The sequence below is a fragment of the Bifidobacterium pullorum subsp. saeculare genome, from assembly GCF_016899725.1.
Lineage (GTDB): Bacteria > Actinomycetota > Actinomycetes > Actinomycetales > Bifidobacteriaceae > Bifidobacterium > Bifidobacterium pullorum_C.
In genome coordinates this window covers 98,324-111,343 of record NZ_JACLYU010000003.1, presented here as the reverse complement: position 1 = coordinate 111,343, position 13,020 = coordinate 98,324, and the positions used below count along the sequence as shown (strand labels likewise).

Sequence of the window (13,020 nt, the reverse complement as noted above, 5' to 3'; positions counted from 1 at the left end):
TACGGCCCGACGTCCGCCTGAAGGCAGTCAGGCTCAGCCGTTGACGCGGTCGATGCCGGACTGCACGTCGGCGATCACAGAGTCCCAGGACTTGATGAAGGCGGCGACGCCGTCGGCCTCCAGCTTGTCGGTGACGTCCTTGATGTTGATGCCCAGCTCGGCGAGCTTGTCCATCACGGCGTGGGCCTCGGCGTAGGTGCCCTCGATGCTCGGGGCGCCGTTGCCGTGGTCGGCCAGGGCGTTCAGGGTCTTCTCCGGCATGGTGTTCACCACGTTCGGGGCGACCAGCTCGTCGACGTACTTGCAGTCGGAGTAGGCCGCGTTCTTGGTGCCGGTGGAAGCCCACAGCGGACGCTGCTTCTTGGCGCCCTTGGCCTCGAGCGCGGCCCAGCCTGCGGACTCGGCGAACTTCTTCTCGAACAGCTCGTAGGCCAGACGGGCGTTGGCCACGGCGGCCTTGCCCTCGAGGGCCTTGGCCTCGTCGGAGCCGTTGGCCTCGAGCAGCTTGTCCACCGCGGTGTCCACGCGGGAGACGAAGAAGGAAGCGACGGAGCCGATGTGCTTGAGGTCATGGCCGTTGGCGTCGGCCTGCTTGATGCCCTCGATGAAGGCGTCGATGACCTGCTCGTAGCGCTCGAGCGAGAAGATCAGGGTGACGTTCACGGAGATGCCCTTGGCCAGAGTGGCGGTGATGGCCGGCAGGCCCTCGAGGGTCGCCGGGATCTTGATCATCGCGTTCGGGCGGTTGACCTTCTCCCACAGCTCCACGGCCTGCTTCTCGGTGGCCTCGGTCTCATGGGCGAGACGCGGGTCGACCTCGATGGACACGCGGCCGTCGACGAAGTCGGTCTTCTCGGCGATCTCGCGGAAGATGTCGGTGGCGTTGCGCACGTCGGTGGTGGTGAGCTCGCGGATGGCGGTCTCGACGTCCACCTTGCCCAGCTCCTTGAGCTGCGCGTCGTACGGGCCGACCTGGCTCAGGGCCTTCTGGAAGATGGACGGGTTGGTGGTCACGCCGACGACGTTCTTGTTGGCGATGAGCTCCTGCAGGGAGCCGGACTCGATGCGGGTGCGGGACAGGTCGTCCAGCCAGATCGAGACGCCGGAATCGGACGTGCGCTGGGTTGCTTCGGTCATATGTGTTTCTCCTTTTATTCCGTGATGGAACATCTATGGGTGGCGTTCGGCCCGCGCCCTCCAGGGACATGCCGGCCGGACGCCGGGGCAGGGGAGGGAGCCTTCTTCCCGGCGCCTTCCCCTGCCAGGGCTCATCAGAGCGTCACTTGGCGGCCTCGACCTCGGCGAGGGACGCCTTGGCGGCCTCGACCACATGCTCGGCGGTGATGCCCAGATCGATCATGTTCTGGGCGCCGTCGCCCTGCAGGCCGAACTGCTCGATGGAGACGGGCTTGCCGTAGGAGCCGAGGTACTTGTACCACGGCATCGCCACGCCGGCCTCGACGGACACGCGGGCCTTGACGGCGGCCGGCAGCACGGCCTCCTTGTACTCGGCGTCCTGCTCCTCGAACCACTCCATGGACGGCATGGACACGACGCGGGCCTTGACGCCCTCGCCGGCCAGGGTCTTGGCCGCTTCGACGGCCCACTGGACCTCGGAGCCGGTGGCCATGAGGATGACGTCCGGGGTGCCCTCGGTATCGACGAGCACGTAGGCGCCCTTCTTCACGCCGTCCTTGGCCTTCTCAGCGGTCTCGGCGAGCACCGGGACGCCCTGACGGGTCAGGATCATCGCGGCCGGCAGCGTATTCTTCTTCTCGAAGAAAGCGCGGTAGGCCTCGGCGGTCTCGATGGCGTCGGCCGGGCGCACGACCTCGAGCTGCGGCATGGCACGGAAGGCGGCCAGGTGCTCGATCGGCTGGTGGGTCGGACCATCCTCGCCCACGGCCACGGAGTCGTGGGACCAGATGTACAGGTTCGGGATCTCCATGAGGGCGGCCAGGCGCACGGCCGGGCGCTCGTAGTCGGAGAACATGAAGAAGGTGCCGCCGAACGGACGGGTGTGGGAGCCCAGCAGGATGCCGTTGGTGATGGCGCCCATGGAGAACTCGCGCACGCCGAAGTGCAGCTGACGGCCGTACTTGTCGCACACCGGCCACTGCTTGGTGGCGCACTCGGCCGGGGCGAAGGTGGCGGCGCCCTTGAGGTCGGTCTTGTTGGAGCCGCCGAGGTCGGCGGAGCCGCCCCACAGCTCGGGCATGACGGCGGCCATGGCGTTGAGCACGGTGCCGGAGGCGCCGCGGGTGGCGACCTTGGAACCGACCTCGAAGCCCTTCTCGGCCTCGTCGATGGCCTCGTCAAAGCCCTCGGGCAGCTCGCCGGCCTTGATGCGGTCGTACAGGGCGGCCTTGTCCGGGTTGGCCTTGCGCCACTCGTCATACTTCTTGTCCCACTCGGCGTGGGCGGCCAGGCCGCGCTCGGCGACCTTGCGGGCGTGGGCCAGGGCCTCCTCGTCGACGTGGAAGGACTCGGCCGGATCGTAGCCCAGCGCCTCCTTGAGGCCGGCGACGGCCTCGGCGCCTAGCTTGGAGCCGTGGGAGGACGGGTCGTTGGTCTTGCCCGGGGTCGGCCACGCGATGAGGGTGTGGACCTTGATGAGCTTCGGCTGGTTCGGAGCCTCCTTCTCGGCCTTGGCGATGACCTCGGCCAGGCCCTCGACGTCCTCCTTGTAGGAGCCGTCGGGCTGGATGAAGCTGAACTCGTCGGTGTACCAGCCGTAGGCCTGGTAACGCTTGAGCACGTCCTCGGCCAGCACCAGGTTGGTGTCGCCCTCGATCTGGATGCGGTTCGCGTCGAAGATCACGGTGACGTTGCCCAGCTGCTGGTTGGCGGCCAGGGAGGCGGCCTCGCCGGAGATGCCCTCCTCGATGTCGCCTTCGCCGCAGATGACCCACACCTTGTGGTCGAACGGGGACTCGCCCTCCGGGGCCTGCGGGTCGAGCAGGCCGCGCTGGAAGCGCTGGCCGTACGCGAAGCCGATGGCGGAGGCGACGCCCTGGCCCAGCGGGCCGGTGGTCATCTCGATGCCCGGGGTCAGGCCGTACTCGGGGTGGCCCGGGGTGCGGGTGTCCGCGCCGCCGCGGAAGTGCTTGAGGTCGTCCAGGGTCAGGCCGTAGCCGGACAGGTAGAGCTGGACGTACTGCGTGAGGGAGGCGTGGCCGCCGGAAAGGATGAAGCGGTCGCGGCCTTCCCAGTTCGGGTCGGCCGGGTCATGCTTGATGAAGTGCTGGTAGAGGGTGTAGGCGATCGGAGCCAGCGAGATGGGGGAGCCGGGGTGGCCGCTGCCCGCCTTCTCGACCGCATCCGCCGACAGGACCTTGGCCATGGTGATGGCGCGCTTGTCCAGCTCGGTTTCCTTGAACTCGGTCATAGGTGTGTTTTCCTTCCAATAATTCGGGCGGTCCGCTGCCGGCCTGCGCCGTGGCGGGCGCCGCCCTCACATTGCGCTTCCATGCTACCCGTTTCAGCCGACGATGCGTTGCGATTTGAGCGTGTTTTGTGCGATTGTGTGCTGTTAGCGCTCACATATTCGTGTGCATCGCGGCGGGGTGGGGCGGGGTATTCCCCTCGCGGCCGAACGGTTAGCACTCGGCTGCGCGGAGTGCTAAAACTAGGGGGTGAGACCATTGCCCCCGACGCAGGCCGCGCCGGGGGCGGACCTATCCCGAAGGAGGCACGCGATGGCCAACTCACGCCGCATGCTTGTGCTGCGTGCCGTCGTCGAGGACTATATCCGTTCGCAGGAGCCCGTCGGCTCCGGGGCGCTGACCAAGCAGCACGACCTGGGGGTCAGCTCCGCCACCGTGCGCAACGACATGGCCGCCTTGGAGGAGGAGGGCTACCTCACCCAGCCGCACACCTCCGCTGGCCGTGTGCCCACCGAGAAGGGCTACCGGTACTTCGTCGACCGCCTCTCGACGGTCGCCATGCTCTCCGCCGCGCAACGCCGCGGCATCGCCAGCTTCCTGTCCGGCTCGGTGAGCCTGGCGGACACGTTGCAACGCGCCGCCCGCCTGCTCGCCCAGATCACCGGCCAGGTCGCCGTGGTCGCCGCCCCCTCGCTGGCACGCTCCACGTTGCGCCGTGTCGAACTCGTGCCCGTGGCAGCGGGCATGCTGCTCGCCGTCGTCATCACGGACACCGGCCGCGTCGCCCAGCACACGCTCGCCGTGCCGGCCATGCCCGGCGACGACGCCCTGCAATCCTTCGTGGCCGCCGCCAACGACGAATGCGCCGGCCAGACGCTGCCTCGCTGCGCCGCGCGCGTGCGCGCGCTGGCCGTCGCCCCCCGCTTCCAGGCCATGGCCGGCCTGGCGCAGTCCCTGGCCGCCGCGATGGAATCGATGGCCGACTCCGAACGCGCCGGCGAACTGTACATGTCCGGAGCCTCCAGCCTCGCCCACCAAGGCGGTCTGGCGGACCTGGCGCCCCTGTTCGACGCGTTGGAGGAGCAGGTCGTGCTGATGAAGCTCATGAGCGCGCTGAGCGAGGAGGCCCCCGGCCCCGGCGGCGTCGGCGTCGCCATCGGCTCGGAGACGCACACCCCCGGCCTGCTCAACGCGGCCGTCGTCACCTCCGGATACGGACGCACCTCCGCCCCCGCGGATGGGGCTGCCCACCCGCAGGACGGCGCCGAGGCATCCGGCGGGACGGAGAAGGACGGCTCGGGCACATCCACGCCCGGGGACGGCTCCGCGCCCGTCGCATTCGTCGGATCCATCGGACCGACCCACATGGACTACGCGGCGACGATGGCCGCGGTGCGCGCCGTCGCCCGCTATCTGACCGCCCTCCTGTCGCCCGGCGCGGACGGACGGGAAGGCGCGGCCTGACGCCGCCCTGTGGCACAATACAACCCATCCAAGGAACCTAAGCAAACACAAGGAACAAGGAACCGTGGCAGACTACTACGAGGTGCTGGGCGTCGAGCGCTCGGCCAGCGCGGAGGAGATCAAGAAGGCCTATCGCAGGATGAGCCGCAAGTACCATCCCGACATCGCCGGCCCCGAGTTCGAGGACAAGTTCAAGGAGGTCAATACCGCCTACGAGGTGCTCTCCGACCCCGACAAGAAACGCATGTACGACTCCGGCGTCGACCCCAACGATCCGAACGGCGGCGCCGGCTTCTCCGGATTCCCGGGCGGCGGTTTCGGCGGCATGGGCGACATCTTCGACATGTTCACCGGCGGCGCATTCTCCGGTGGCTCCGGCCGCGGCCCCGTGCCGCGCACCCAGCCCGGCCGCGACTCGCTCGCCAGCGCCACCGTGGACCTGCGGACCGTCGTGTTCGGCGGCACCACGCAGATCAAGGTCAGCACCTTCGGCCTGTGCCCCGACTGCCAGGGCAGCGGCGCCCAGTCCGGCAGCCAGCCCGTCACCTGCCCCGACTGCCACGGCCAGGGCTACATGCAGAAGGTTGTGCGCACGATGCTCGGCCAGATGATGACCACCGCCCCCTGCGAGCGCTGCGAGGGCCACGGCACCATCATCGAGAAGCCTTGCCCGGGATGCATGGGCCACGGCCGCGTGCGCGTCACGCGCACCGTCGGCGTGAACGTGCCCGCCGGCATCAAGGATGACACCCGCTTGCGCCTGGCCGGCCAGGGCGAGGTCGGCGAAGGCGGCGGGGCCGCCGGCGACCTGTATGTGGACGTGCACGTCCGGCCCGACCGGGAGTTCGCCCGCGACGGCGACGACCTGCACTGCTGGGTCCGTGTGCCGATGAGCTGGGCCGTGCTCGGCCATGACCTCGACATCGAGACCTTCGACGGCAAGCGCTCCGTGAGCGTGCCCGCCGGCTGCCAGCCCGAGGAGACCGTCACGCTGGAGGGGCTCGGCGTCGGCCGCCTGCGCCAGCAGGGCGAGCGCGGCGACCTCATCGCCCATATCCTCGTGGAGATCCCGACCAAGCTCAGCGACGAGGAACGCGGCCTCATCGAACGCTTCGCCGCCAGCCATGACGCGGACGCCCGGCACAGCTCCCAGGCCACCAAGCCCGCCGCCTCGCGCGCCGGCGCCCGCAAGGGCTTCTTCTCCAAGCTCAAGGACGCCCTGAGCTAAAGGGCCGCGGGACGGCGTCGCCCGGCGGCGCGCCGTCCCGCCCGTCTCAGCCGAGCAGCGAACGGCACATCGACTCGTATTCGCTCACATAGCCGCCGCCGAAGAACACGCAGTGCCCGGCGATCGGGTACAGCTGCCACAGCGTGCGGCGCTCCTGCCAGCCGGCCTTGAGCGGATGGACCGACTGGTAGCCTTCCTCGATCTCGGTCAGATAGCTCATGCCGAACAGGTGCAGCATCGCGAGATCCTCCTCGCGGTGGCCGCCATGCGCGGCGGGGTCGATGAGCACCGCCTCGGTGCCGCCGCGGTCGTCGGCCCACATCACGTTGCCGCTCCACAGGTCGCCGTGCACGCGCGCCGGCTTGTCGTCGGCGGCGCGGCCCAGCAGGTCCGGCAGCGCCTCGATGACGCGCTCTGTGAGCTCCACGTCGCGCCGGTCAAGCTCGCCGCGCCTGACGCCCATCTCCACCATCGGACGCAGACGGCCGTCCGCCCAGTAGGTGGCCACATCCGTCCACTCGCCGGTGTCCATCGGCACCGGGTCCTGCAGCGGGCCGAAGTAGCAGGTTCCCTCGTAACCCTCGGGGGCGGAGCCGAAGAAGCTGGCTCCGGCGTCATGCATGCGGGCCAGCGCCGCGCCGAACCGGCGGGCAGCGTCGGCGTCCGGGCGCGCGGGGGAGATCCGCTCGATGTCCAGATGGTCCTTCCCCCAGCCGTACACCTCCACGACGCGCGGGCCTCCCGGCGCGGCGGCGAGCCACTGCAGGCCCTTCCCCTCGCATTCGAAGAACCCTGCCGGGCTGAAGGCGCGTGACTTGCGGTACGTGGACATGGGGAGCCTCCCTTTTCGTTCGTTCTCGCGCCGCCGAAGCCCCGGCATGGCGGAGCCGCGGCGGTTCCTCGCCCGATTATAGGAGGTCGCCTCGCACGCCCGGGTCTGCCCGGCGGGCCCGGGATATGGCCGGGGAAAGCCTGCACGACACCTGGCGCGTACCTCGCGGTGGTAGGCTGTGTGGCGTTTGCTGCATATGGAACCCTCCTCTTTGAGGGGACCACCCAATCGACATGGAGTGATTCAGGCATGGACTTTTTCCAGGCGATCATCCTGGGCCTTGTGCAGGCCCTCACCGAATATCTTCCCGTTTCGTCGAGCGCGCATATCCGCATCATCGGCGACCTCATGCTCGGCCAGGACCCGGGCGCGGCGTTCACCGCCATCATCCAGATCGGCACCGAGCTGGCGGTCATCCTCTACTTCCGCCATGACATCATCCGCATCCTCTCGGCCTGGTTCGGCTCGCTCTTCGGCAAGGAGGGCAAGGACTGGAAGAGCCGCATGGGCGCGCATAACCGCGACACGCAGATGGGATGGTTCATCATCGTCGGCACGCTGCCGATCCTCGTGGCCGGCCTGCTGTTCAAGGACATGATCGAGACCACGCTGCGCAACCTGTGGATCACGGTCACTGTGCTCGCCGTGTTCGGCGTGCTGCTGTGGGTGTTCGACGCCAAGAGCAAGCAGATCAAGCGCATGGAGGACATGACCATGCGTGACGCGCTGCTCTTCGGCGTCGGCCAGATGCTCGCCCTCATCCCCGGCGTCTCCCGCTCCGGCGGCACCATCACCTTTGGCCGTGCGATGGGCTACACCCGTGAGGCCGCCGTGCGCGTCAGCTTCCTCATGGCCATCCCCGCCGTGTTCGGCGCCGGCATCTTGGAGACCGTCTCCGCGATCAAGGACGTGGCCGCCGGCGACGCGGGCATGTTCCCCGGCTGGGGGCCGACCATCGCCGCGGCCATCGTGAGCTTCGTCGTCGGCTACATCGTGATCATCGGCTTCCTCAAGTTCGTGAGCACGTTCTCCTACAAGTCCTTCGCGATCTACCGCATCGCGCTGGCCGTCATCGTGGCGGTGCTGCTGCTGACCGGCGTGGTGCCGGCCATCGATCCCTCCGTCGCCTAGGGGAGCGGCGCCTAAGGGCGCGGGCAGACGGCATCGGCATGACCCGCCCGGTGGATGCGCAGGCATCCGCCGGGCGGGTTCGTCTATTCGGGCGGGGCTGTCCATCGGCTGGACGGGATGCGTCGCGACACGCCCGGAGCAGAGGAGTTATCCACAATGATCCGGCAGGCTTCCCCTAGGCGGCGGTCTGCGGGTACCGTCAAGGTATGAAAACGCACAAGGATGTGGAGGCGCAGCGCCGGGAGCCGCTGCTGCGCAAAGCCATGGACGCCGGCGTGCCCGAGTCTCGGGATGGCTTCGCGGTGCCACGGCATTGAACAGAAGGCGCTATGGCGGGGGCTCTATCTTGGCCTAGCCGGCCCGGCAAGGGTCACAGGCCTCGGAGGAAGTCCTCAGCCTCGCGCACCAGCTGCTCGCCGGCCGGGGAATCCACGGGGGCGGCGCTGGCCGCGTGCAGATCGTAATCGTGCTCCAAGCGGTGCACATAGTCCGCCAAGTCGTCGTTGCAGCGCACCAGCATCGCGCCCTGCGCGGCCCATTGCGCGGCCTTGCGCGGCAGGTCGCCGCGGTCGAGCTCCACGCCCACCAGGCGGCCGAGCATATCCACCAGTTCCAACGTGCCCTGCGCGCATTCGTCCGAGCCGAGGTATTGCGGCACGGACACCCACATCGACGTGGTTTCGAAGCCTTGTTCGCGCGCGGCCTCGTTGAGCACGGTGGGGATGCCCACCGGACCGTTGTAATGGCCGCCGTCGCCACAGTCGCAGTCGTCGGCGGAGACGGACAACGGCAGCGGACGCGTGTGCGTGCAGTCGGAGAACATGGAGCCCAGCGTCACCACGCGGTCCACGTCGCAATCCTCGGCGATGCGCAGCGACTGGCGGCAGTATGCGGCCCAGCGGTAGTTCGGCTCGGGCGCGATCTGCGCGTAGAGCCGGTTGCCGCTCCCCAGGTCGATTTCATAGAACGTGGTCTCCGGCCACACGATGCGCCGGTGCCCCTCCACATGGCATACCATCGGGCGGGCCACCTGGTAGTCGTAGTAGCCGTCGCAGCTGATATGCCCGATGACGCGCGACTCATAGCGGTCCACCAAGTGGCGCACCGCGTTCGTCGCCGCCTGGCAGGCGTCGTTCCAGCCATCGAAGGCCGCGACCAGCACGGTCTGGTTCCTGTTGCCGTCCTCGCTCCTCATGCCTCCCATCGTAACCGGTGCGCCAAGGGGCGGGAGCCCTGCTTCGCCCTCGGCAAGAGGGGGCGCAGACGGGGGCTGCCGTAGGCCATCAGAGAGAGCGACACGCCGAGGGTTGCGGAGCTCAGCGAGATGAGTATAGTAATCACTCGTGCTCCGGCGGACACCTCTGCTGGAAAGCCACTGCGGACATAGCTTAGTTGGTAAAGCGCAACCTTGCCAAGGTTGAGACCGCGGGTTCGAGTCCCGTTGTCCGCTCTAGGTCCGACGAGTCGCACGACCTACGGTGGGTTAGCCAAGCGGTTAGGCAGCGGCCTGCAAAGCCGTATAGACGAGTTCGACTCTCGTACCCACCTCTCGGACCTGCGGAGCGATCCGCGGGCCATACGACCCGGGCGGTTGGCGCAGAGGTAGCGCACTTCCCTGACACGGAAGGGGTCACAAGTTCGAATCTTGTATCGCCCACCATTGTTAAGCCCCTGGTTCCCCTGAGGAGCCAGGGGCTTTGTTGTATGCCACGCGGCCGACGTTCCTGCCGGGCCTCCCGCTGGGCCCCGGACGACGCCGGCGGCGGACCTCTTGCGGCCAAGGACGCCAGGGGCGTCGGCATGCCCGCGAGGGCTTGCCGCACAACGCGACGCGCCGTGATTTCACAAATCCACCGGCACTCGGTAATATTCCTCAGGTCCCTCGCGGGGCGATAACTGAACAGAGATTCCGTGGAACGCACCCAGAACGGGCGATTGGCGCAGCGGCTAGCGCACTTCGTTCACACCGAAGGGGTCGTAGGTTCGATTCCTACATCGCCCACCGGAGCCATAAGGCTCCGCGGTCCACGGATCGATTGCGGACATAGCTTAGTTGGTAAAGCGCAACCTTGCCAAGGTTGAGACCGCGGGTTCGAGTCCCGTTGTCCGCTCCACGGGCGGTTGGCGCAGAGGTAGCGCACTTCCCTGACACGGAAGGGGTCACAAGTTCGAATCTTGTATCGCCCACCCTTACGAGGCCCCCGGTTCCCATGCGGAACCGGGGGCCTCGCCGTGTGTTGCCGCCCGGACGGGGGAGAAGAGCGCGGAAGCCCCGCGGTGGCGGGACCTGCGCGGCCAGGGGCACCCAGCCGCGCCCCGCGCGCATGCGGAGCCGTGGCCGACACGCCGTGAAAACGGCGTGATGGCGCGGATTGCGCCGGATGCAGGCCATGCCGACTTGCGCAGGCAAATGACATGTGTGTAATATGCCTACTCGTTGCCTGGCGCACCGCACCGCGGAACGGCAGGCGGCGATAACAGAACAGAGTCGTGAATCAAGCAATTCACGGGCGATTGGCGCAGCGGCTAGCGCACTTCGTTCACACCGAAGGGGTCGTAGGTTCGATTCCTACATCGCCCACAGGAGCCATGTGCTCCCCGTGGTTCACGACACATATGCGGACATAGCTTAGTTGGTAAAGCGCAACCTTGCCAAGGTTGAGACCGCGGGTTCGAGTCCCGTTGTCCGCTCCAGAGCAGAAACCCGCCGGAAACGGCGGGTTTTTCCGTTGCCGAGGGCGGATCCGCCCTTGTCCCCGCGCGGGCCTATCCTTGGGCCCGTTCAACCAGTCCCGACCTGCACATTGGTAACGCGGGTCCAGATAGCAAAGGACACCACATCATGGCGCAAAGCTCCATCTCCATCACAGTCAACGGCGAAGCGAAGGAGGTGGAAGCAACCACCACCGGCACCGAGCTGTTCCAGGACGACAAGAACATCATCGCCGTGCGCCTCAACGGCGAACTGCGCGACCTGTACACCCCGCTGAGCGACGGCGATGCGGTCGAGCCCGTGGCCCTCGACTCCGAGGACGGCGTGAACATCATGCGCCACTCGGCCACCCATGTGCTGGCTCAGGCCGTGCAGGAGATCTTCCCCGAGGCCAAGCTCGGCGTCGGCCCCGTCATCAAGGACGGCTTCTACTACGACTTCGATGTGGAGCGCCCCTTCACCCCGGAGGACCTCAAGGAGATCGAGAAGCGCATGCAGCGCATCATCAAGTCCTCCCAGTCCTTCCGCCGCCGCGTGGTCACCGAGGAGGAGGCCCTCGCGGAGGAGGCCGACCAGCCGTACAAGCAGGAGCTCATCCGAGACAAGGAGGCGCACCTCGACCCCGAGGCCGCCACCGAGATCGACGAGAAGGAGCTCTCCTTCTACGACAACGTCGACCGCGACGGCAACGTGGTGTGGAAGGACCTGTGCCGCGGCCCGCACCTGCCGAACACCCGGTACATCAAGGCCTTCAAGATCGAGCGCTCCGCCGCCGCCTACTGGCGCGGATCCGAGAAGAACCCGATGCTCCAGCGCATCTACGGCGTCGCCTTCTTCTCCAAGGACGAGCTCAAGGCCTACCAGACCCGCCTCGAGGAGGCCGCCAAGCGCGACCACCGCAAGCTGGGCGCCGAGATGGACCTCTTCAGCTTCCCGGATGAGATCGGCCCGGGCCTGGCGGTGTTCCACCCCAAGGGCGCGGCCGTCATCAACGCGATGATGGACTATTCGCGCGAGATGCACCGCAAGCACCACTACAGCTTCGTGCAGACCCCGCACATCACCAAGGGCGGCCTGTACGAGACCTCCGGCCACCTGCACTGGTACAAGGACTCCATGTACCCGCCCATGCGCCTGGACGAGGAGCGCGACGCCGAGGGCAACATCGTCAAGCAGGGCTTCGACTACTACCTCAAGCCGATGAACTGCCCGATGCACAACCTCATCTTCAAGTCCCGCCAGCGCTCCTACCGCGAGCTGCCGCTGCGCCTGTTCGAGTTCGGCACCGTGTACCGCTACGAGAAGAGCGGCGAGGTCCACGGCCTGACGCGCGTGCGCGGCCTGACCCAGGACGACTCCCACATCTACTGCACGCGCGAGCAGATGAAGGACGAGCTGGCCCGCCTGCTCACCTTCGTGCTGGGCCTGCTCAAGGACTTCGGCCTGACTGACTTCTACCTGGAGCTGTCCACCAAGGACCCGGACAAGTACGTCGGCTCCGACGAGATCTGGGAGGAGGCGACCACCACGCTGGCCGAGGTGGCCAAGGACTCCGGCCTCGAGCTCGTGGACGATCCGGGCGGCGCCGCCTTCTACGGTCCGAAGATCTCCGTGCAGGCCCGCGACGCCATCGGCCGCACCTGGCAGATCTCCACGATCCAGCTCGACTTCAACCTGCCCGAGCGCTTCGGCCTCGAGTACATCGCGAAGGACGGCACCCACCAGCGCCCCGTGATGATCCACCGCGCGCTGTTCGGCTCCATCGAGCGCTTCTTCGCGGTGCTGCTCGAGCATTACGCCGGCGCATTCCCGGCGTGGCTCGCCCCCGTGCAGGTCACCGGCATCCCGGTGGCCGACGAGTTCGGCCCGCACCTCAAGTCCTTCGTCGAGGGACTCGAGGAAAACCTGGTGCGCTGCGAGATCGACTGGTCCGACGACCGCTTCGGCAAGAAGATCCGCAACGCCTCCAAGTCCAAGGTGCCGTTCACGATCATCGTCGGCGGCGAGGACGTGGAGAAGAACGCGGTGAGCTTCCGCTTCCGCGACGGCAGCCAGCTCAACGGCGTGCCCGTGGCCGACGCCAAGGCCTGGATCCTGGACGTCATCGCCAAGCGCGTGCAGGTGAACTCCGCGGACGACTTCAAGGCCGCCATCGGCATCGCCGGCGACGCCCCGGCCGACGCCGAGTGACGCCAGTCCGGCGCCCCGCAGTCCGCCCGGCCCGGGCTAGGGCCGGGCGGACTGCGACCAGGGGCCGCGCCATCCC

The 13,020-nt window shown here is 67.8% G+C and carries 8 protein-coding genes and 8 tRNA genes; 12 read left to right on the top strand and 4 right to left on the bottom strand.

Features of this window, described 5'->3' with window-relative positions:
- Positions 1–33: 33 nt before the first annotated feature.
- Together tal and tkt are read right to left on the bottom strand one after the other, a co-directional pair.
- On the bottom strand, positions 34–1,137 hold the full coding sequence (gene tal / locus H7U32_RS03085) for a transaldolase (RefSeq protein ID WP_204467964.1): 1,104 nt from the start codon (positions 1,135–1,137) through the stop codon (positions 34–36).
- 142 nt (positions 1,138–1,279) lie between these two features.
- A complete protein-coding gene (tkt, locus tag H7U32_RS03080) occupies positions 1,280–3,388 on the bottom strand; it encodes a transketolase (RefSeq protein ID WP_204467963.1) in 2,109 nt (702 codons plus the stop codon).
- A 310-nt stretch (positions 3,389–3,698) separates the two neighbouring features.
- Between tkt and hrcA the strand changes: the two genes are divergently transcribed.
- Both hrcA and dnaJ read left to right on the top strand, forming a co-directional pair.
- Entirely contained in the window at positions 3,699–4,850 is a 1,152-nt protein-coding gene (hrcA, locus tag H7U32_RS03075; protein WP_204467961.1) for a heat-inducible transcriptional repressor HrcA, read from the top strand.
- Positions 4,851–4,914: 64 nt separating this feature from the next.
- Positions 4,915–6,078 carry a molecular chaperone DnaJ gene (gene dnaJ / locus H7U32_RS03070; RefSeq protein ID WP_204467959.1) on the top strand — a complete coding sequence of 388 codons (1,164 nt, stop codon included), beginning with the start codon at positions 4,915–4,917 and terminating at the stop codon, positions 6,076–6,078.
- Positions 6,079–6,124: 46 nt separating this feature from the next.
- Here the strand turns inward: dnaJ and H7U32_RS03065 are convergent, their stop codons facing one another.
- The gene (locus tag H7U32_RS03065; protein WP_204467957.1) at positions 6,125–6,910 is read right to left on the bottom strand and encodes a fructosamine kinase family protein; all 786 of its coding nucleotides are present in this window, start codon (positions 6,908–6,910) and stop codon (positions 6,125–6,127) included.
- A 249-nt stretch (positions 6,911–7,159) separates the two neighbouring features.
- On the opposite strand from H7U32_RS03065, the gene H7U32_RS03060 reads away from it, so the two are divergent.
- Entirely contained in the window at positions 7,160–8,041 is an 882-nt protein-coding gene (locus tag H7U32_RS03060; protein WP_204467955.1) for an undecaprenyl-diphosphate phosphatase, read from the top strand.
- 370 nt (positions 8,042–8,411) lie between these two features.
- Here the strand turns inward: H7U32_RS03060 and H7U32_RS03055 are convergent, their stop codons facing one another.
- Entirely contained in the window at positions 8,412–9,236 is an 825-nt protein-coding gene (locus H7U32_RS03055) for a PAC2 family protein (RefSeq protein ID WP_204467954.1), read from the bottom strand.
- Positions 9,237–9,418: 182 nt separating this feature from the next.
- Here H7U32_RS03055 and H7U32_RS03050 point away from each other — a divergent pair.
- From H7U32_RS03050 to thrS, 9 genes are all read left to right on the top strand, one after another.
- A tRNA-Gly gene (locus H7U32_RS03050) sits at positions 9,419–9,491 on the top strand.
- A gap of 27 nt (positions 9,492–9,518) precedes the next feature.
- A tRNA-Cys gene (locus tag H7U32_RS03045) sits at positions 9,519–9,589 on the top strand.
- 37 nt (positions 9,590–9,626) lie between these two features.
- Positions 9,627–9,701: transfer RNA gene (locus H7U32_RS03040), tRNA-Val, on the top strand.
- A gap of 269 nt (positions 9,702–9,970) precedes the next feature.
- Positions 9,971–10,043 (top strand) — tRNA-Val (locus H7U32_RS03035).
- Between the two features lie 36 nt (positions 10,044–10,079).
- Positions 10,080–10,155: transfer RNA gene (locus H7U32_RS03030), tRNA-Gly, on the top strand.
- 1 nt (position 10,156) lies between these two features.
- Positions 10,157–10,228 (top strand) — tRNA-Val (locus H7U32_RS03025).
- 321 nt (positions 10,229–10,549) lie between these two features.
- A tRNA-Val gene (locus H7U32_RS03020) sits at positions 10,550–10,622 on the top strand.
- A 37-nt stretch (positions 10,623–10,659) separates the two neighbouring features.
- Positions 10,660–10,735: transfer RNA gene (locus H7U32_RS03015), tRNA-Gly, on the top strand.
- Positions 10,736–10,883: 148 nt separating this feature from the next.
- Positions 10,884–12,944: a threonine--tRNA ligase gene (gene thrS, locus H7U32_RS03010; protein ID WP_204467952.1), complete on the top strand. Its 2,061-nt coding sequence runs from the start codon at positions 10,884–10,886 to the stop codon at positions 12,942–12,944.
- The last annotated feature ends 76 nt before the right edge of the window (positions 12,945–13,020 follow it).

Coding starts and splice junctions, on each gene's coding strand:
- H7U32_RS03065 (WP_204467957.1), bottom strand. CDS start 6,910: ATGTCCACGTACCGCAAGTCACGCGCCTTCAGCCCGGCAGGGTTCTTC.
- thrS (WP_204467952.1), top strand. CDS start 10,884: ATGGCGCAAAGCTCCATCTCCATCACAGTCAACGGCGAAGCGAAGGAG.
- tkt (WP_204467963.1), bottom strand. CDS start 3,388: ATGACCGAGTTCAAGGAAACCGAGCTGGACAAGCGCGCCATCACCATG.
- H7U32_RS03055 (WP_204467954.1), bottom strand. CDS start 9,236: ATGAGGAGCGAGGACGGCAACAGGAACCAGACCGTGCTGGTCGCGGCC.
- H7U32_RS03060 (WP_204467955.1), top strand. CDS start 7,160: ATGGACTTTTTCCAGGCGATCATCCTGGGCCTTGTGCAGGCCCTCACC.
- hrcA (WP_204467961.1), top strand. CDS start 3,699: ATGGCCAACTCACGCCGCATGCTTGTGCTGCGTGCCGTCGTCGAGGAC.
- tal (WP_204467964.1), bottom strand. CDS start 1,137: ATGACCGAAGCAACCCAGCGCACGTCCGATTCCGGCGTCTCGATCTGG.